The sequence below is a fragment of the Aeromonas popoffii genome, from assembly GCF_000820025.1.
In the GTDB taxonomy this organism is placed as follows: domain Bacteria; phylum Pseudomonadota; class Gammaproteobacteria; order Enterobacterales; family Aeromonadaceae; genus Aeromonas; species Aeromonas popoffii.
In genome coordinates this window covers 187,585-207,003 of the sequence record NZ_CDBI01000047.1, presented here as the reverse complement: position 1 = coordinate 207,003, position 19,419 = coordinate 187,585, and the positions used below count along the sequence as shown (strand labels likewise).

Genomic DNA, 19,419 nt, shown 5'->3' with positions numbered 1-19,419 from the left:
TGCCGCTTGCCCTGTCGATGGAGGCGCATTATAGGGAGTTGAATCTTTCTGGCAAGCTGATAATTGCAAAAAGATGGCTTTTACCAACCGTTTGCTCACAAAGCCATCAATGTGCGTATTAAGCGAACGAAATCAGCCCGCGACAGGCACTGACACGGCGAAATCGTGCAGGTTGTCGTAGATGGCATCCGCCAAAGCAATGCCGGCGTCAGTCACCGGTTTACCAGTACGCACCATGACTTTATGACCCACCTTGGCACTGGTTGCCGCTTTCAGGTCAGAAGGTTTGTCGCCCACCATGTAGGATCGACTCATGTCGATGCCCAGCTCCTGTTGCGCCAACAGCAGCATACCTGGTTCAGGTTTGCGGCAGTCGCAAGGGGCGCCGTGATCCGGGTGATGTGGACAGAAATAGATACCATCGAGATCCACATCCCGATCAGCCAGTGACCAGTCCATCCATTCAGTCAGGTTCATGAAGTCGTCCTCACTAAAATAGCCGCGGGCGATACCAGACTGGTTAGTGACGACGATCAACAGATAGCCTTTCTTCTTCAGCAGCTGCATGGCTTCGATCACACCAGGCAGGAAATGGAAGTCGTCTACTTGACTGACATAACCGGTGTCTTCGTTGATAACACCGTCACGGTCCAGAAAAATGGCGGGCTTGCTCACTGGGGACTACCTCAATAAATGATTTTGCAAAGTATCTCATAGGGCACAAGACCCAAAAAGAAAAAGGGGCGGCCGAAGCCACCCCTTTTCATGTTTGTATATAACGAATCGATTAAGCGATTACGCTAGCTACAACACCGGCACCTACGGTACGGCCACCTTCACGGATAGCGAAACGCAGGCCGTCGTCCATTGCGATCGGGGCAATCAGGGTAACAACCATTTTGATGTTGTCGCCTGGCATTACCATCTCTACGCCTTCCGGCAGTTCGATGGTACCGGTCACGTCGGTAGTACGGAAGTAGAACTGCGGACGGTAGCCTTTGAAGAACGGGGTATGACGACCACCTTCTTCTTTGGACAGTACGTACACTTCAGATTCGAACTTGGTGTGCGGCTTGATTGAGCCCGGCTTGGCCAGTACCTGACCACGCTCTACGTCTTCACGCTTCACGCCACGCAGCAGTGCGCCGATGTTCTCGCCTGCACGACCTTCGTCCAGCAGCTTACGGAACATTTCAACACCGGTACAGGTGGTAGAAACGGTATCTTTGATACCAACGATTTCTACGGTCTCACCGACTTTAACGATACCGCGCTCTACACGACCGGTAACTACGGTACCACGGCCAGCGATAGAGAATACGTCTTCGATAGGCATCAGGAACGGCAGGTCGATCGCGCGCTCCGGCTCCGGGATGTAGGTATCCAGGTGGCCAGCCAGCTCGATGATCTTCTCTTCCCATGCAGCGTCGCCTTCCAGCGCTTTCAGCGCGGAACCGCGAACTACCGGCAGGTCATCACCCGGGAAGTCATACTCGGTCAGCAGTTCACGAACTTCCATCTCGACCAGTTCGAGCAGCTCTTCGTCATCTACCATGTCGCACTTGTTCATGAACACGATCATGTACGGGATACCAACCTGGCGACCCAGCAGGATGTGCTCACGAGTTTGCGGCATCGGGCCGTCGGTCGCAGCAACTACCAGGATCGCGCCGTCCATCTGGGCAGCACCGGTGATCATGTTTTTAACGTAGTCGGCGTGACCCGGGCAATCTACGTGCGCGTAGTGGCGGGCAGCGGTGTCGTATTCTACGTGGGAGGTGTTGATGGTGATACCACGCTCACGCTCTTCCGGTGCCTTGTCGATCTGGTCGAAGGCGAAAGCTTTACCACCGAAGTGCTTGGCCAGCACGTTGGTGATGGCGGCGGTCAGGGTGGTTTTACCGTGGTCAACGTGGCCGATGGTGCCGACGTTTACGTGCGGTTTATTACGCTCAAATTTTTCTTTAGACACGACGTAGTCCTTCTAGGTTAAACCCGCCTACCGTCGTAGGCGGGGAATCATAAATTACTTGGATTTGCGCTCTTCGATGACTGCCTGAGCCACGTTGTTCGGGGCGTCGGAGTACTTAGCGAATTCCATTGCGTAGGAAGCACGACCTTGGGTAGCGGAACGCAGTGCGGTCGCATAACCGAACATCTCGGCCAGCGGCACCAGGGCACGTACGATCTTGCCGGACGGGCCATCTTCCATACCTTCGATCAGGCCACGACGACGGTTCAGGTCACCGATAACGTCGCCCATGTAATCTTCCGGAGTCTCGACTTCGACCTTCATGATCGGCTCGAGCAGTACCGGATTGGCTTTCATGTAACCAGACTTGAAGGCCATGGAAGCAGCGATTTTGAACGCCAGTTCGGAGGAGTCGACATCATGGTAAGAACCGTAGTGCAGACGCACACCCAGATCCATTACCGGATAACCTGCCAGCGGGCCGGATTTCAGCTGCTCACGGATACCCTTGTCAACACCCGGGATGTATTCACCAGGAATCACGCCGCCTTTGATGTCGTTAACGAACTCATAGGCTTTGCCGGCTTCCAGCGGGTACATGTCGATGATGACGTGACCATACTGACCACGACCACCAGACTGCTTGGCGTGCTTGCCTTCGATATCCTTGACGGTTTCACGAATGGTTTCACGGTAGGCAACCTGCGGCTTACCTACGTTCGCTTCAACCTTGAACTCGCGACGCATACGGTCAACGATGATGTCCAGGTGCAGCTCACCCATACCGGCGATGATGGTTTGGCCAGATTCTTCGTCAGTCCATACGCGGAAAGACGGATCTTCCTGCGCCAGACGGCCGAGTGCCAGACCCATCTTCTCTTGGTCAGCCTTGGTTTTCGGCTCAACCGCGATGGAGATTACCGGCTCCGGGAATTCCATACGCTCGAGGATGATCGGTGATTTTTCGTCACACAGGGTGTCACCAGTGGTCACATCTTTCAGACCGATGGCAGCAGCGATATCGCCTGCGCGAACTTCTTTGATCTCTTCACGCTTGTTGGCGTGCATCTGAACGATACGGCCAAAACGCTCGCGCTTCTCTTTGACAGAGTTCAGCACTGAGTCACCGGAGTTAACTACGCCGGAGTACACGCGGAAGAAGGTCAGGTTGCCCACGAACGGGTCGGTGGCAATCTTGAATGCCAGAGCAGCGAACGGCTCTTCATCAGAAGCATGGCGCTCGTCTTTGGTGACGCCGTCCAGCTTCAGGCCGTCGATGGCAGCTACGTCGGTCGGTGCCGGCAGATAGTCAACCACGGCATCCAGCATGGCCTGTACGCCCTTGTTCTTGAACGCGGAGCCACAGGTAACCAGGATGATTTCGTTGTTCAGAACGCGCAGACGAAGAGCTTTCTTGATCTCTTCTTCAGTCAGTTCTTCACCACCCAGGTATTTTTCCATCAGATCTTCAGACGCTTCAGCAGCGGCTTCGACCAGGGTCATGCGCATTTCTTGCGCCTGTTCCAGCAGCTCAGCCGGGATCTCTTCGTAATCGAAGGATACGCCCTGATCTGCTTCGCTCCAGTTGATGGCTTTCATCTTGACCAGGTCGATAACGCCCTTGAAGTTCTCTTCTGCACCGATGTTCAGTTGCAGCGGAACCGGGTTACCTTTCAGGCGGGTCTTGATGTGCTCAACGCAGCGCAGATAGTTGGCACCGGTACGGTCCATCTTGTTGACGAACGCGATACGGGGAACCTTGTACTTGTTAGCCTGGCGCCATACGGTCTCAGACTGTGGCTGTACGCCACCTACGGCACAGTACACCATCACGGCGCCGTCCAGAACACGCATTGAACGCTCTACTTCGATAGTAAAGTCAACGTGGCCGGGGGTATCGATGATGTTGATACGGTGCGGTTGGAACTGTTTACCCATGCCAGACCAGAAAGCGGTGGTCGCGGCGGAGGTGATGGTGATACCACGCTCTTGTTCCTGTTCCATCCAGTCCATGGTGGCGGCGCCATCGTGAACTTCACCGATCTTGTGACTTACACCGGTGTAAAACAGAACGCGCTCGGTAGTAGTAGTCTTACCGGCGTCAATGTGAGCGGAGATACCGATATTACGATAACGCTCAATGGGGGTTGTACGAGCCATTGTCATCCTCTTACTAGGAGCGGACCCCTAGATAACTGAAGGTGCGCAGAGCCAAGAGACCCTGCGCAAGCGGATTACCAGCGGAAGTGAGCGAAGGCTTTGTTCGCTTCAGCCATACGGTGAACGTCTTCACGTTTCTTGACAGACGAACCCTTATTGTCAGCGGCATCCAGCAGCTCGCCAGCCAAACGCTGAGCCATTGATTTTTCACCACGTTTACGAGCGGCGTCAACCAACCAGCGCATTGCCAGGGCATTGCGACGGACCGGACGAACTTCTACCGGCACCTGATAGGTTGCACCACCGACACGACGAGATTTAACCTCGACGGCCGGACGAATGTTGTCCAGGGCTTCTTCGAATACGGCCAGGTGATCTTTGCCAGATTTGGTGGCAATGATGTCCAGCGCGCCATATACGATGGCTTCGGAAACAGATTTCTTACCGTCAACCATTACTACGTTGACAAATTTAGCCAGCAGCTCTGATCCGAACTTGGGATCCGGCAGGATTTTACGCTGACCAACAACACGACGTCTTGGCATTTCAAATTCTCCGTAACTTCAGGGGTTACCCAAAACTAGAAAGTTATCTAACTAGAAACGAATTAACGTTTGGCCTTACTTAACGGAGAACCATTAAGCTTTCGGACGCTTCACGCCATACTTGGAGCGAGCCTGCTTACGGTCTTTAACACCGGCACAGTCCAACGCACCACGAACGGTGTGGTAACGAACACCTGGCAAATCCTTGACACGACCGCCACGGATCAGCACCACGGAGTGCTCTTGCAGGTTGTGACCTTCACCACCGATATAGGAGGTGACTTCGAAGCCGTTGGTCAGACGTACACGGCATACTTTACGCAGTGCAGAGTTAGGCTTCTTCGGGGTGGTGGTGTATACACGGGTGCACACGCCACGCTTCTGAGGGCACGCTTCCAGCGCAGGCACGTTGCTTTTCACAACGAGCTTGATGCGTGGCTTGCGAACCAACTGGTTAATAGTTGCCATCAAAAGGCTCCTGATAATGACTTCATAAACATGTGAAAAATCCTCCCCGCAGATACGGGGACGCGAAATTTTATGCCCTGTTGTCAAGGGAGTCAAGATTTATACAATCTGTGCCGCAAAAGGGCACAATGGTTCCCCTGTCAATAGTCATAACTAACTGAACTTCATCGATAAAAATGGATGCTAGCCACCCCAGGTCTGCGGTGACCCGTTCTCCGCGATCAATGCGACCAGGCCGGCCATATCCAGATCCATCCCGATCCTGTGCTGCAATCCCCTTGCCTGCAAGTCTTCTCGCATCACATAGAGCGGAATACCCGCCAGTCGCTCACCCCACTGAGGAACCGTGGCAGCGATAACAGCATCCTGCATTAGTACCAGCAGATCATCCGGCTGGCGATAGCAGAGCGCCTGTTCCAGATCCCGGCTCAGGAAGGGGGAGGTCAATATCAGCTGTATCATGATCACCTCAGAAACAGATGTGAGTCGTGCAGTGGTCCCACTGGTGGCGGATGTCGGCACGAGAGAGGCTCTCGACTGGGATCAGCAGGTCATCCACCGTCAGACCGCGTTCAGTCAGTGAGTCGGCACACACATAGACCTCCTCGATGTCGTACAGCTCCAGTAGCTTGAAAGTCGGTGCATAGTGGCGCTGCAAGATGGTTTGAGGCTGTTGCTCCCTGACCAGTTGCAAGACACCGTCACCGACGAGGAACAGAGCCAACGACTCGGTCAGCGCCGAGGTCGCCAGCAAGGCATCCAGTCCTTCCCGTCCGGCGGACGTGCCATGAGGGCCGCGACGACACATAAAGGCTATCTTGTTCATCTCTCCCCCTAAAACTGGACAAAGCGATCGGCGGTCAGGCTGGCTTCGGCCAGCTGACCCAGTCCGCTCAGGCAGAAGGGGGCCTGCAGGTTGAATTGATCCTTGCCAGCTCCCTTCGCCTCTGCCTCATCGAGCACACCGCGCCGCATGGCGGCGGCAACGCACACATCGATACAGATCCCCTGCCCTATGGCCAGCTCGCGCCACAGGGCCACCAGGTCGGTCTCATCAGATGCCGGGGCATGCAACCCGTTACCATTGCAAACCCCGTCCTGATAGAAAAACAGATGTGACAGCCGGTGGCCTTGCTCGAGGAGGCTCAAGGCGAAGCGGTAAGCTGTGCTGGCCGACTGGGTGCCATAAGCGGGCCCCGTTACCAGCAAGGCAAAACTCAGACTCATATCCGGACTCCTGTACAGGTGTATGTCCATTCTACGCCAAAGACAAAAAAGCCCCTCCTGGGAGGGGCTCTTCATTCAGCCGTGGATCAGACGTAAGCAATGGCTTCGACTTCAACCAGCACATCCTTGGGCAGACGCGCCACCTCCACGCAGGAGCGGGCCGGGGCCGAGTCGCCAAAGTAACGGGCATATACCTGGTTAAAGGCCACGAAGTTGTTCATGTCGCTGAGGAAACAGGTGGTCTTCAGCACCTTGCCGGTATCGGCACCCGCTTCCTTCAATACTGCAACCAGGTTCTTCATCACCTGCTCGGCCTGAGCTTCGATGCCGCCAGCCACTATCTCCATGGTGGCCGGATCGAGCGGGATCTGCCCGGAGGTGAAGACCAATTCGCCCAGCTTGGTAGCCTGAACATACGGACCAATTGCGGCAGGCGCCTTGTCGGTTGCAATCACTTCTTTAGCCATTCTTATCTATCCCCTTCTATGGCGCTTACTCGTTCTCGTCTTCACCCTGCTTGCGCTGTCGGATGTACAGATAAACGGTATGTTTGGAAATATTCAATTTGTCGGCGACCAGGTTGATCGAGTCCTTGATATCAAATATGCCCTTCTCGAACAACTGGGTCACGATAAACCTGTTTTTCGCATTGTTGGCAACCGTCGGATCGCGGTTGATCTCGTCGATGGTGTTGTCCACCGTCTGAGCGACCAGCTCTTCGACGCTGTTGGCAAAGGTCTCCGGCGACTGGCGCTCCACTTGCTGGGGCGTCGGGAAGAATTCGGCGACAAACTCGTGAAAAGGCGCATTGATGTGCAGGTTGATACAGATAAGACCGATCACCTGCTTGTCACTGTTCCTGATGGCGATGGTACTCGACTTCATCAGGGCGCCGGTACGGCTGCGGGCAAAATAACTCTGGGTGTAATCCTGGCCGGTATTCTCTATGTCCTTGAGCATACGCAGCGCGAGATCGGTAATGGGTGCCCCCTCATTCCGTCCCGTATTGAACCCGTTGGCAATCTTGATCACGGACTCATGCAGATTTTCCAGGGAGTGAAGAACCACTTCACAGTGCTTGCCGAACAGTTCGGCCAAGCCTTCGATAAGCCCTCCATAGGAGTGCAACAATTCCCTGTCTTCATCTGTAAAAGTGCGACCGCTCAGCTGCTCTTCGGGAAGCAGTACTTCCTCGATACCGACAGTCATGTTCTACCCCTGTAATAACCATTCAACTTTCACGAGTTTTCAATTGCGAGGGGGCAATGTCAACTTTTTTTGATTTTTTACTCCCCAACCTTGCTCTGGATCATCCGAATATCCACGTGGCTACTGGGGTTGGTGAGAAAGCGACCAACAAAAAGGGCCCCTTGAAGGAGCCCTTTTCAATCACTGCAGCAGAAGATTACTCTTCGTCAAAACTGCCGGATGCGTTGAGCAGATCCGCCAGGTTTTGCTGAGCTTCATCGGCGGTCACCTGCGGTACGCCGACAGCACGAGCTGCGGCGGCACGCTGGTTGATCCGGCTATGGTGGTAGGCAAAGCCGGTACCAGCCGGGATCAGACGACCCACGATCACGTTCTCTTTCAGGCCACGCAGTTCATCACGCTTGCCGCCAACGGCCGCTTCGGTCAGAACACGGGTGGTTTCCTGGAAGGAAGCCGCGGAGATGAAGGACTCTGTGCTCAGAGATGCCTTGGTAATACCCATCAGAATATGACGGAAGGTAGCCGGGGCCTTGCCCTCTGCAACCAGCTTACGGTTGGCAATCTTCACACGCGCCACTTCAACCTGCTCGCCTTCGATCAGATCGGTGTCGCCAGCGCTCAGGATCTCGCACTTGCGCAGCATCTGACGAACGATGACTTCGATGTGCTTGTCGTTGATCTTAACGCCTTGCAGACGGTAAACGTCCTGCACTTCGTTGGCGATGTAGTTGGCGACCGGGCTGATACCGCGCAGACGCAGGATGTCATGAGCAGACTCAGGACCGTCCGCCAGCACTTCACCCTTCTCAACTTTTTCACCTTCGAACACGTTCAGGTTACGCCACTTCGGAATCATCTCCTCGTAGACGTCGCCACCATCGGTCGGGGTGATGACCAGACGGCGTTTGCCCTTGGTCTCTTTCCCGAAGGAGATGGTACCGGAGATTTCCGCCAGGATGGCAGGTTCCTTCGGTTGACGTGCTTCGAACAGATCCGCAACGCGCGGCAGACCACCAGTGATGTCCTTGGTACCGCTGGACTCTTGCGGGATACGCGCTACCGCGTCACCCACACCCACGTTGGCACCATCTTCCAGGTTCACGATTGCCTTGCCCGGCAGGAAGTACTGGGCGGCGACATCGGTACCCGGGATCATGACATCTTTGCCGTTCAGGTCGACCAGTTTAACGGTCGGACGCATCTCTTTACCGGCACTCGGACGCTCGTTGACATCCAGTACGACGATAGAAGAGAGACCGGTCAGCTCGTCGGTCTGACGAGTGATGGTCACGCCATCGATCATGTGTTCGAACTGGAGGCGACCCGCCACTTCAGTGATGATCGGGTGGGTGTGCGGATCCCAGTTAGCGACAGTGTCACCGGCGCTCACGGCCTGGCCGTCCTTCACTTCCAACACGGCACCGTAAGGCAGCTTGTGGCTTTCCTTGGTACGGCCCATGTCATCCATGATGGTCAGTTCGGTAGAACGGGAGGTGATAACCAGTTTGTCATCACTGTTGTGAACGAACTTGGCGTTCTGCAGCTTGATGGTACCGGTATTCTTCACCTGGATGCTGTTCTCGGCAGCGGCTCGGGATGCGGCACCACCGATGTGGAAAGTACGCATCGTCAGCTGGGTACCCGGTTCACCGATGGACTGGGCGGCAATAACACCGACAGCCTCACCCTTGTTCACCAGGTGACCACGGGCCAGATCACGGCCGTAGCAGTGAGCACAGTTACCAAAGTCAGTTTCACAGGTGATGGCAGAACGCACCTTCACGCGGTCAACAGAGTTTTGCTCCAGCAGGTCACACAGCTGCTCGTCGAGCAGGGTGTTGCGCGCTACCAGGATCTCGTCCTCGGTACCCGGCTTGATCACGTCATCAGCGACCACACGGCCCAGCACACGCTCACGCAGCGGCTCGACCACGTCACCACCTTCGATCAGCGGAGTCATCCACAGACCTTCGATAGTGCCGCAATCGTCCTCGGTGATCACCATGTCCTGCGCCACGTCAACCAGACGACGAGTCAGGTAACCGGAGTTAGCCGTCTTCAGTGCGGTATCCGCCAGACCCTTACGGGCACCGTGAGTGGAGATAAAGTACTGCAGTACGTTCAGACCTTCGCGGAAGTTAGCCACGATAGGGGTCTCGATGATGGAGCCATCCGGCTTCGCCATCAGGCCACGCATACCGGCCAGCTGACGGATCTGGGCGGCGGAACCCCGCGCACCAGAGTCGGCCATCATGAAGATGCTGTTGAACGACGCCTGCTCTTCTTCTTCACCCAGCGAGTTGATATCACGCTCTTTGGACAAGTTCTCCATCATGGCCTTGGAGACGCGCTCGTTGGCGCTGGCCCAGATATCGATAACCTTGTTGTAGCGTTCGCCAGCGGTCACCAGACCGGACAGGAACTGGTCCTGGATCTCGGCAACTTCGGCTTCTGCTGCGGCAATGATGTCTTTCTTGGCATCCGGGATGACCATGTCATCGATACCAACGGAAGCACCAGACAGGGCCGCATAATGGAAACCGGTATACATCAGCTGGTCAGCGAAGATAACGGTGTCCTTCAGGCCCTGCTTGCGATAGCAGGTGTTCAGCAGTCGAGAGATGAGCTTTTTGCCCAACGCCTTGTTGGATACGGACTTGATCCAGTTCTGCGGATTGGCATCCAGATCAGCCTGCTCTGCAGCAGTCAGCAACTTGGGCTCATCGATCAGGGCGTATTCCATGCCTTTCGGCAGGATCAGGCTCAGGATCGCACGACCAACTGTGGTGTTTTTCATCTCGGTACGCTCTACCAGCGAATCATCTTCCTGACGGAGATATTCGGTGATGCGCACTTTGACGCGAGCGTGCAGATCGGCCAGACCGGCGCGATATACCTTCTCGGCTTCTTTCGGGCCGGCCAGCACCATACCTTCGCCCTTGGCGTTGATACGGGCACGGGTCATGTAGTACAGACCCAAGACCACGTCCTGGGAAGGAACGATGATCGGCTCACCGGAGGCAGGCGACAGGATGTTGTTGGTAGACATCATCAGGGCGCGCGCTTCCAGCTGGGCTTCCAGGGTCAGCGGTACGTGGACCGCCATCTGGTCACCATCGAAGTCCGCGTTATAGGCGGCACAGACGAGCGGGTGCAGCTGGATGGCCTTGCCTTCGATCAGGGTCGGTTCAAACGCCTGGATACCCAGACGGTGCAGGGTCGGTGCACGGTTCAGCAGGACCGGGTGTTCGCGGATAACTTCGTCCAGGATGTCCCAAACGACAGCTTCTTCACGCTCCACCATCTTCTTGGCGGCCTTGATCGTGGTCGCCAGACCGCGGGATTCCAGCTTGCCATAGATGAACGGCTTGAACAGTTCCAGCGCCATCTTCTTCGGCAGACCGCACTGATGCAGACGCAGCGTCGGGCCTACGGTGATAACGGAACGACCAGAGTAGTCGACGCGCTTACCCAGCAGGTTTTGACGGAAACGGCCTTGCTTACCCTTGATCATATCGGCCAAGGATTTCAGCGGACGCTTGTTGGAACCAGTGATGGCACGGCCACGACGGCCGTTATCCAGCAGGGCATCCACGGACTCTTGCAGCATGCGCTTTTCGTTGCGCACTATGATGTCCGGGGCAGCCAGGTCCAGCAGGCGCTTCAAACGGTTGTTACGGTTGATCACGCGACGGTACAGATCGTTCAGATCGGAAGTCGCGAAACGGCCGCCGTCCAGCGGTACCAGCGGACGCAGGTCCGGCGGCAACACAGGCAGCACTGTCATGATCATCCACTCCGGCTTGTTGCCGGACTGCAGGAAGGCTTCCATCAGCTTCAGGCGCTTGGTGGTCTTCTTGCGCTTGGTTTCGGAGTTGGTCTGATCCAGCTCCTCACGCATGGTCTTGACTTCGCCTTCCAGATCGATGGCACGCAGCAATGCAAGGATTGCTTCGGCACCCATCTTGGCGTCAAATTCGTCGCCCCACTCCTCCAGTGCGTCCAGATAGTTCTCTTCGGACAGCATCTGGCTGCGCTCGAGGTTGGTCATGCCGGGTTCGATCACTACATAGGATTCGAAATACAGCACGCGCTCGATGTCACGCAGGGTCATGTCCAGCAGCAGACCGATACGGGACGGCAGGGACTTCAGGAACCAGATGTGGGCAGTCGGGCTGGCCAGCTCAATGTGGCCCATACGCTCGCGACGGACCTTGGTCTGGGTCACTTCTACGCCACACTTCTCACAGATCACACCACGGTGTTTCAGGCGCTTGTACTTGCCGCACAGACACTCGTAGTCCTTCACCGGTCCGAAGATACGGGCACAGAACAGACCATCACGTTCCGGCTTGAAAGTCCGGTAGTTGATGGTCTCAGGCTTTTTGACCTCACCGAATGACCAGGAGCGGATCATGTCAGGAGAGGCCAGACCGATCTTGATACTGTCAAACTCTTCGGTCTTGGTCTGAGCCTTCAAAAACTTGAGTAAGTCTTTCACGTGTTTCCCCTGTCAGGAGTCTAACCTCGGCGCCCTGCTGCCAAAGCAGCGGGGCGCCCACGTCAATTCTCGAACAATAAGAGCGAGCTCTTACTCTTCGTCCAGCTCGATGTTGATACCCAGAGAGCGGATTTCCTTCAACAGTACGTTGAAGGATTCGGGCATGCCCGGCTCCATACGGTGGTCGCCATCCACGATGTTTTTGTACATCTTGGTACGGCCATTCACATCGTCAGACTTGACGGTCAGCATTTCCTGCAGGGTATATGCCGCACCGTAAGCCTCCAGGGCCCACACTTCCATCTCACCGAAACGCTGACCACCGAACTGCGCCTTACCACCCAGCGGCTGCTGGGTAACCAGGCTGTAAGAGCCGGTAGAACGCGCATGCATCTTGTCGTCTACCAAGTGGTTCAGCTTCAGCATGTACATGTAACCCACGGTGACCTTACGCTCGAAGGCGTTACCGGTACGACCGTCGAACAGGGAGATCTGACCGGATTCCGGCAGATCGGCCAGCTTCAGCAAGGCCTTGATTTCGTGCTCTTTGGCACCATCAAAGACAGGTGTAGCGACCGGCAGACCCTTGCGCAGGTTACCCACCAGGGTACGTACGTCGTCGTCAGACAGCTCGGCGATGTCCACTTGCTTGGTGTCTTTCTCGCCCAGGTCATAGACCTGTTGCAGGAAGTCACGCATCTCGTGCAGCGCGCGCTGTTCTTTGATCATGCGGTCGATCTTCTCGCCGATACCCTTGGCCGCGAGGCCCAGGTGTACTTCGAGGATCTGACCGATGTTCATACGGGACGGTACGCCCAAGGGGTTCAGTACGATATCGACCGGACGGCCGTACTCGTCATGAGGCATATCCTCGACCGGGCAGATCTTGGAGATAACACCCTTGTTACCGTGACGGCCGGCCATCTTGTCACCCGGTTGGATGCGACGCTTGACTGCCAGGTAAACCTTGACGATTTTCAGTACGCCCGGCGCCAGATCATCACCCTGGATAATCTTGCGACGCTTGTTCTCGAACTTCTTGTCGAAGTCGGCTTTCAGCTCGATGTGCTGTTCGGCGATCTGTTCCAGCTCGATCTGCTTGGCTTCATCTTCGATGGCCAATTCAAACCACTTGGTACGATCCAGCTTGTTCAGACGATCTTCGCTGTAACCGGCGGCCAGCAGCAGGTTGCGGGAGCGGCCGAAAATGCCGTCTTCCAGGATCTTGAACTCTTCGGTCAAGTCCTTCTTCGCTTCCTTCAGCTGCATCTCTTCGATTTCTTTGGCGCGCTTGTCTTTTTCCACGCCATCGCGGGTAAAGACTTGCACGTCAACCACGGTACCGTACACACCGTTCGGTACACGCAGGGAAGAGTCCTTCACATCGGAGGCCTTCTCACCGAAGATGGCGCGCAGCAGCTTCTCTTCCGGCGTCAGCTGGGTTTCACCTTTCGGTGTTACCTTGCCGACCAGAATGTCGCCGCCCTTCACTTCGGCACCCACGTAGACGATACCGGACTCGTCCAGCTTGGACAGAGCGGCTTCACCCACGTTCGGGATGTCGGCAGTGATCTCTTCCGGACCCAGCTTGGTGTCACGGGAGATACAGGCCAGTTCCTGGATGTGGATGGTGGTCAGGCGATCTTCCTGAACAACACGCTCATTCACCAGAATCGAGTCTTCGAAGTTGTAACCGTTCCACGGCATGAACGCGACGCGCAGGTTTTGGCCCAGCGCCAGTTCGCCCAGATCGGTAGACGGACCGTCAGCAACCACATCACCGGCCATCACCGGCTCACCCAACATCACGCAAGGACGCTGGTTGATACAGGTGTTCTGGTTGGAACGGGTGTACTTGGTCAGGCTATAGATGTCGATACCGGCTTCGCCTGGCATCAGCTCATCTTCGTTGACCTTGATAACGATACGGGAGGCATCGACGTAGTCGATCATGCCGCCACGCTTGGCCACTACGGTTACACCGGAGTCAACGGCCACGGCGCGTTCCATACCGGTACCTACCAGCGGCTTGTCAGCACGCAGAGTCGGTACGGCCTGACGTTGCATGTTCGAACCCATCAGGGCTCGGTTAGCATCATCGTGTTCCAGGAACGGGATAAGAGCAGCTGCCACAGATACGATCTGCTGCGGGCTCACGTCCATATACTGGATCTGGTCGGCGTTCATAAAGGTGGATTCACCTTTGTGGCGGCACGGGATCAATTCATCTTTCAGACGGCCATCTTCGGTGGTCGCGGCGTTAGCCTGTGCGATCACGTACTTGCCTTCTTCAATAGCAGACAGATAGTCCACTTCGTCGGTGATCACACCATCAATGACTTTACGGTACGGTGTCTCGAGGAAACCATACTCGTTGGTACGAGAGTACACGGACAGAGAGTTGATCAGACCGATGTTCGGACCTTCAGGAGTCTCGATAGGGCACAGACGACCGTAGTGAGTCGGGTGCACATCTCGAACTTCAAAACCGGCACGCTCACGCGTCAGACCGCCCGGGCCCAGCGCAGAGATACGGCGCTTGTGGGTCACTTCGGACAGCGGGTTGTTTTGGTCCATGAACTGAGACAGCTGGCTGGAACCAAAGAACTCTTTGACTGCGGCGGAGATCGGCTTGGCATTGATCAGATCCTGCGGCATCAGGGTGTCTAGGTCACCCAGGGAGAGACGCTCCTTGACCGCACGCTCGACACGCACCAGACCGACACGGAACTGGTTTTCAGCCATTTCACCGACAGAACGGATACGACGGTTACCCAAGTGGTCGATATCGTCCACTTCGTCATTGCCGTTACGGATGTCGATCAAGCGCTTCATGACTTCGACGATGTCGTCTTTGGTCAGAGTGCCAGCACCGGTCTCGTCTTCACGGGACAAACGGCGGTTGAACTTCATCCGACCTACGGTAGACAGGTCGTAACGCTCGGAAGAGAAGAACAGGTTCTCGAACAGCTGTTCTGCCGCTTCACGGGTAGGCGGCTCGCCCGGACGCATCATGCGATATATTTCGACCAGTGCTTCCAAACGGCTGGAGCTGGAGTCGATACGCAGGGTCTCGGACATGTAGGCACCGTGATCCAGTTCGTTGGTGAACAGAACCTCGAAGTGCTTGAAGCCGGCTTGGGAAAGGTTGGCAACCGCTTCCAGGCTCAATGCCTGGTTGGCAGTCACTACCATTTCGCCAGTTTGCGGATGTGCGTAGTTCTTGGCAGCAACTTTGCCAACAACATACTCAACCGGCACCTCAATCTGGGTAACGGCATCCTTTTCCAACTGACGGATGTGACGCGCAGTCACACGACGACCGGTCTCAACCACCACGGCGCCATTGGCCACGATGTCAAAGGTCGCAGTTTCACCACGCAGGCGCTCGGGCACCAGATCCATCATCAACTTGCCATCTTTCACTTCGAAACCTATGGTCTCGAAGAAGTTGGCCAGGATCTCTTCGGAACTGAAGTCCAGGGCGCGCAGAATAATGGAAGCCGGCAATTTACGACGACGGTCGATACGGACAAACAGGTTGTCTTTCGCATCGAACTCGAAGTCCAGCCAGGAGCCACGGTAGGGGATAACGCGGGCGTTATACAGCACCTTACCGGATGAATGGGTTTTGCCTTTATCGTGGTCAAAGAAGACGCCCGGGCTACGGTGCAGCTGGGAGACGATTACCCGCTCGGTACCATTGATAACAAAGGTGCCGTTCTCGGTCATGAGCGGAATTTCGCCCATGTATACTTCTTGTTCCTTGATGTCTTTGACGGTGCCGGCAGCTGCTTCACGATCGTATAGAACCATACGAAGCTTGACACGCAGCGGCGCGGAGTAGGTCACTCCACGGATCTGGCATTCTTTTACGTCAAATACCGGCTCACCCAGGCGATAGCTGACATACTGAAGCTCAGCACTACCGGAGTAACTGGTGATCGGGAAAACGCTACGGAAAGCGGCCTCTAGGCCGTATTCACCTTCCGGGTCAGCCTCGATGAACTGCTTGAAGGAGTCCAGCTGAATGGACAACAGATAAGGCGTGTCCAGTACCTGGTCTCGCTTACCGAAGTCCTTACGAATGCGTTTTTTTTCGGTATAAGAGTAAACCATAGGGTTCCTCAGCTCGCTGATAAGTGACCCACTCTGTCCCGCAGGACAGCTCTGTCTCAACACCGTTTTGTGTTGGCCCGGACGATGAAACGGTCCGGATTGCTGGTGCACCGAGAGTCGTAAACGGTGTGAAATGCTCTCAGTCTACAGCGCAAAAAGGCTGGTGAACAAATATTCACCAGCCCTAGCCTGTTTTATCAGGCTAATCTACATAAATGCAGATTATTTGATCTCAACAGAAGCACCAGCTTCTTCAAGCTGCTTCTTCAGAGTTTCAGCTTCGTCTTTGGAGACGGCTTCTTTCAGGTTGGCAGGAGCGGCTTCTACCAGGTCCTTGGCTTCTTTCAGGCCCAGACCGGTAGCGGCACGAACGGCCTTGATGACGGCAACTTTGTTGGCGCCAGCAGCAGTCAGAACTACGTCGAACTCGGTTTTCTCTTCTACTGCTTCAGCAGCCGGACCGGCAGCAACAGCAACAGCGGCAGAAACGCCGAACTTCTCTTCCATAGCTTCGATCAGCTCAACAACTTCCATTACGGACATGGAAGCAACGGCTTCGATGATTTGGTCTTTAGTGATAGACATGACAAAAATTCCTGATGTTGAATAAACTCAAACAGCCTAAATAGGCGAGAATCAAGCAGCAGCTTGTTTCTGATCACGCACAGCAGCGATGGTACGAACCAGCTTGCCAGCAGAGGCTTCTTTCATAGTCGCCATCAACTTCGCAATTGCTTCGTCGTAGGTCGGCAGCGTGGCCAGACGATCAATTTGTGCTGCGGCGATAAACTCACCGTTAAAAGCGCCGGCCTTGATTTCGAACTTTTGGTTCGCTTTGGCAAACTCTTTGAACAGACGAGCGGCAGCGCCCGGGTGTTCGTTGGAGAAAGCAATCAAGGTAGGACCAGTCAATACGTCGTTCAGGCACGCGAATTCGGTACCTTCAACCGCACGACGCAGCAGGGTATTACGCACAACGCGCATGTACACACCAGCTTCACGAGCGGTTTTACGCAGGACGGTCATCTTGTCTACAGTCACGCCGCGAGAATCGGCTACAACTGCGGACAGGGCGCCTTTGGCAGCTTCGTTGACTTCAGCAACAATTGCCTTTTTGTCTTCGAGTCCCAATGCCATTGGCTTAACTCCTGGATTGAATCTGAGTCTCATGACTCAGTACTGACACATCCCCCCTACCTTAACAACAGAGGGGAACGATGCGGTAGCAGGATTCCAGAAGAGAAAGAATCTTTCTCGCTGGGTTTCCGGCACCGTCTACGCAGGAAGGATTAAGGCTTTGCAGCCTCCTGCGGTCTTGGACGGAGGTCGAAGCCCCCAACCAATCAAGGCGCAAAATTATAGATTAAATTTTGCGCCTTGTAAAACTCATCAATTAGCCCTGAGCTTCCAGAGAAGCTTGGTCTACGGCAACACCTGCACCCATGGTGGTGGAGATGCTGACTTTCTTGATGAAGATACCTTTGGCGGAAGACGGCTTAGCCTTTTTCAGGGCAATCAGCAGTGATTCCAAGTTTTCTTTCAGCTGAACTTCGTCGAAAGAAACCTTACCCAGAGTGGTATGGATGATACCATTCTTGTCATTACGGTAACGAACCTGACCGGCTTTGGCATTCTTCACAGCTTCAGCAACGTTCGGGGTTACAGTACCGACTTTCGGGTTCGGCATCAGGCCACGCGGGCCCAGGATTTGACCCAGTTGACCAACAACACGCATGGCATCCGGGGATGCGATGACGACGTCGAAGTTCATCTCGCCTTTCTTGACCAGATCGGCCAGGTCATCCATACCAACCAGTTCAGCACCGGCAGCTTTGGCGGCTTCGGCGTTGGCACCCTGGGTGAATACGGCAACACGTACATCACGACCAGTACCGTGCGGCAGTACAGTAGCACCACGAACGTTTTGGTCAGATTTACGAGCATCGATACCCAGATTGACAGCAACGTCAACGCTTTCAACGAACTTGGCGGTAGCCAGTTCTTTCAGCAGGGCAATGGCTTCGTTGATGGAATACTCTTTGGTACCGTCAACTTTTTCGCGAATAACGCGCATACGCTTGGAAAGTTTTGCCATTGTCTTAATCCTCCACTACCAGGCCCATGGAACGAGCGGAGCCTGCGATGCAACGTACTTTTGCATCCAGATCGGCACCGGTCATATCCGGCTCTTTGGTCTTGGCGATTTCTTGCAGCTGGGCAACAGTCACCTTACCAACCTTGTCTTTGTTCGGCTTGGCCGAACCAGACTGGATCCCGGCAGCTTTCTTCAGCAGGAAGGCAGCAGGCGGAGTCTTGGTTTCGAAGGTGAAGGAACGGTCACTGTAAACGGTGATCACGACCGGAGTCGGTGAACCTTTTTCCAGCTTCTCTGTACGAGCGTTAAACGCCTTACAGAATTCCATGATGTTTACACCGTGCTGACCCAGAGCAGGACCAACGGGAGGGCTGGGGTTAGCACTGCCAGCCTTAACTTGCAGCTTGATATAAGCTGTGACTTTCTTAGCCATTAGAAAAATACCTCAGAAATGGGTTCTAGCGCCTCGGAGACATGCTCCTGCAAACGGCTCCCCAACTAATAAAGGGGCAGCGAATTATAGTGACATTCGCTGCCCCTGACAACCGTTAACGTACAGAGTTTAATCAGCCCTTTTCGACCTGACCAAAATCCAGTTCTACCGGCGTTGAGCGACCGAAGATCAAAACAGAGACCTTCACGCGGCTCTTCTCGTAGTCCACCTCTTCAACGGTACCGTTAAAGTCGGCGAACGGACCGTCGGCAACCCGCACCATTTCACCCGGTTCAAACAGGGTTTTCGGACGCGGCTTGTCGTGGGCATCTTGCAGACGATTGAGGATGGCATCCGCTTCTTTATCAGAGATAGGAGCAGGACGATCAGAGGTGCCACCGATGAAACCCATCACACGCGGTACGTTACGCACCAAGTGCCATGTGGTTTCATCCATGAGCATCTGAACCAGGACGTAGCCCGGGAAAAACTTGCGCTCACTCTTGCGCTTTTGGCCAGCACGCATCTCGACCACTTCTTCAGTCGGGACCAGCACTTCACCGAACATGTCTTCCATGCCATGCATCTTGATATGTTCGCGCAAAGATTTGGCAACCCGACCTTCGTAGCCGGAGAATGCCTGCACGACATACCATCTCATACGTTGTTCACGTTGTTCAGTCATGGCTT

The 19,419-nt window shown here is 55.0% G+C and carries 17 protein-coding genes; all 17 read right to left on the bottom strand.

Going from position 1 to position 19,419, the window contains the following annotated elements:
* Positions 1–132: 132 nt before the first annotated feature.
* The 17 genes from gmhB to nusG all read right to left on the bottom strand — a co-directional run bounded on the left by gmhB (position 133) and on the right by nusG (position 19,414).
* The gene (gmhB, locus tag BN1129_RS09535; RefSeq protein WP_042036024.1) at positions 133–675 is read right to left on the bottom strand and encodes a D-glycero-beta-D-manno-heptose 1,7-bisphosphate 7-phosphatase; all 543 of its coding nucleotides are present in this window, start codon (positions 673–675) and stop codon (positions 133–135) included.
* Between the two features lie 112 nt (positions 676–787).
* Positions 788–1,972 carry an elongation factor Tu gene (gene tuf, locus BN1129_RS09530; protein WP_042036023.1) on the bottom strand — a complete coding sequence of 395 codons (1,185 nt, stop codon included), beginning with the start codon at positions 1,970–1,972 and terminating at the stop codon, positions 788–790.
* A 54-nt stretch (positions 1,973–2,026) separates the two neighbouring features.
* The gene (fusA, locus tag BN1129_RS09525) at positions 2,027–4,132 is read right to left on the bottom strand and encodes an elongation factor G (RefSeq protein ID WP_042036022.1); all 2,106 of its coding nucleotides are present in this window, start codon (positions 4,130–4,132) and stop codon (positions 2,027–2,029) included.
* Between the two features lie 74 nt (positions 4,133–4,206).
* On the bottom strand, positions 4,207–4,677 hold the full coding sequence (gene rpsG / locus BN1129_RS09520) for a 30S ribosomal protein S7 (RefSeq protein WP_005318583.1): 471 nt from the start codon (positions 4,675–4,677) through the stop codon (positions 4,207–4,209).
* A 93-nt stretch (positions 4,678–4,770) separates the two neighbouring features.
* Positions 4,771–5,145: a 30S ribosomal protein S12 gene (gene rpsL, locus BN1129_RS09515; protein WP_005306278.1), complete on the bottom strand. Its 375-nt coding sequence runs from the start codon at positions 5,143–5,145 to the stop codon at positions 4,771–4,773.
* Between the two features lie 183 nt (positions 5,146–5,328).
* Positions 5,329–5,607 (bottom strand): sulfurtransferase complex subunit TusB, encoded by a 279-nt coding sequence (tusB, locus tag BN1129_RS09510; protein WP_042036020.1) that lies wholly within the window; start codon positions 5,605–5,607, stop codon positions 5,329–5,331.
* A 7-nt stretch (positions 5,608–5,614) separates the two neighbouring features.
* Entirely contained in the window at positions 5,615–5,971 is a 357-nt protein-coding gene (gene tusC, locus BN1129_RS09505) for a sulfurtransferase complex subunit TusC (RefSeq protein ID WP_042036019.1), read from the bottom strand.
* Between the two features lie 8 nt (positions 5,972–5,979).
* Positions 5,980–6,372, bottom strand: a complete 393-nt coding sequence (tusD, locus tag BN1129_RS09500; protein WP_042036017.1) for a sulfurtransferase complex subunit TusD — start codon at positions 6,370–6,372, stop codon at positions 5,980–5,982.
* Between the two features lie 86 nt (positions 6,373–6,458).
* Complete coding sequence (locus BN1129_RS09495; RefSeq protein WP_042036016.1) at positions 6,459–6,839, bottom strand: RidA family protein; 381 nt, start codon at positions 6,837–6,839, stop codon at positions 6,459–6,461.
* A 25-nt stretch (positions 6,840–6,864) separates the two neighbouring features.
* Positions 6,865–7,581: a helix-turn-helix transcriptional regulator gene (locus BN1129_RS09490; protein ID WP_042036015.1), complete on the bottom strand. Its 717-nt coding sequence runs from the start codon at positions 7,579–7,581 to the stop codon at positions 6,865–6,867.
* A 196-nt stretch (positions 7,582–7,777) separates the two neighbouring features.
* Positions 7,778–12,082: a DNA-directed RNA polymerase subunit beta' gene (rpoC, locus tag BN1129_RS09485; RefSeq protein ID WP_042036014.1), complete on the bottom strand. Its 4,305-nt coding sequence runs from the start codon at positions 12,080–12,082 to the stop codon at positions 7,778–7,780.
* A 90-nt stretch (positions 12,083–12,172) separates the two neighbouring features.
* Complete coding sequence (gene rpoB, locus BN1129_RS09480; protein ID WP_042036013.1) at positions 12,173–16,201, bottom strand: DNA-directed RNA polymerase subunit beta; 4,029 nt, start codon at positions 16,199–16,201, stop codon at positions 12,173–12,175.
* Positions 16,202–16,423: 222 nt separating this feature from the next.
* Positions 16,424–16,786: a 50S ribosomal protein L7/L12 gene (gene rplL, locus BN1129_RS09475; protein WP_042036012.1), complete on the bottom strand. Its 363-nt coding sequence runs from the start codon at positions 16,784–16,786 to the stop codon at positions 16,424–16,426.
* 51 nt (positions 16,787–16,837) lie between these two features.
* Entirely contained in the window at positions 16,838–17,338 is a 501-nt protein-coding gene (gene rplJ, locus BN1129_RS09470; protein ID WP_005318563.1) for a 50S ribosomal protein L10, read from the bottom strand.
* Between the two features lie 256 nt (positions 17,339–17,594).
* Positions 17,595–18,296: a 50S ribosomal protein L1 gene (rplA, locus tag BN1129_RS09465; RefSeq protein ID WP_042036011.1), complete on the bottom strand. Its 702-nt coding sequence runs from the start codon at positions 18,294–18,296 to the stop codon at positions 17,595–17,597.
* A gap of 4 nt (positions 18,297–18,300) precedes the next feature.
* Entirely contained in the window at positions 18,301–18,729 is a 429-nt protein-coding gene (gene rplK / locus BN1129_RS09460) for a 50S ribosomal protein L11 (protein ID WP_005318556.1), read from the bottom strand.
* Positions 18,730–18,862: 133 nt separating this feature from the next.
* On the bottom strand, positions 18,863–19,414 hold the full coding sequence (nusG, locus tag BN1129_RS09455) for a transcription termination/antitermination protein NusG (RefSeq protein WP_005318554.1): 552 nt from the start codon (positions 19,412–19,414) through the stop codon (positions 18,863–18,865).
* Between the last annotated feature and the right edge of the window lie 5 nt (positions 19,415–19,419).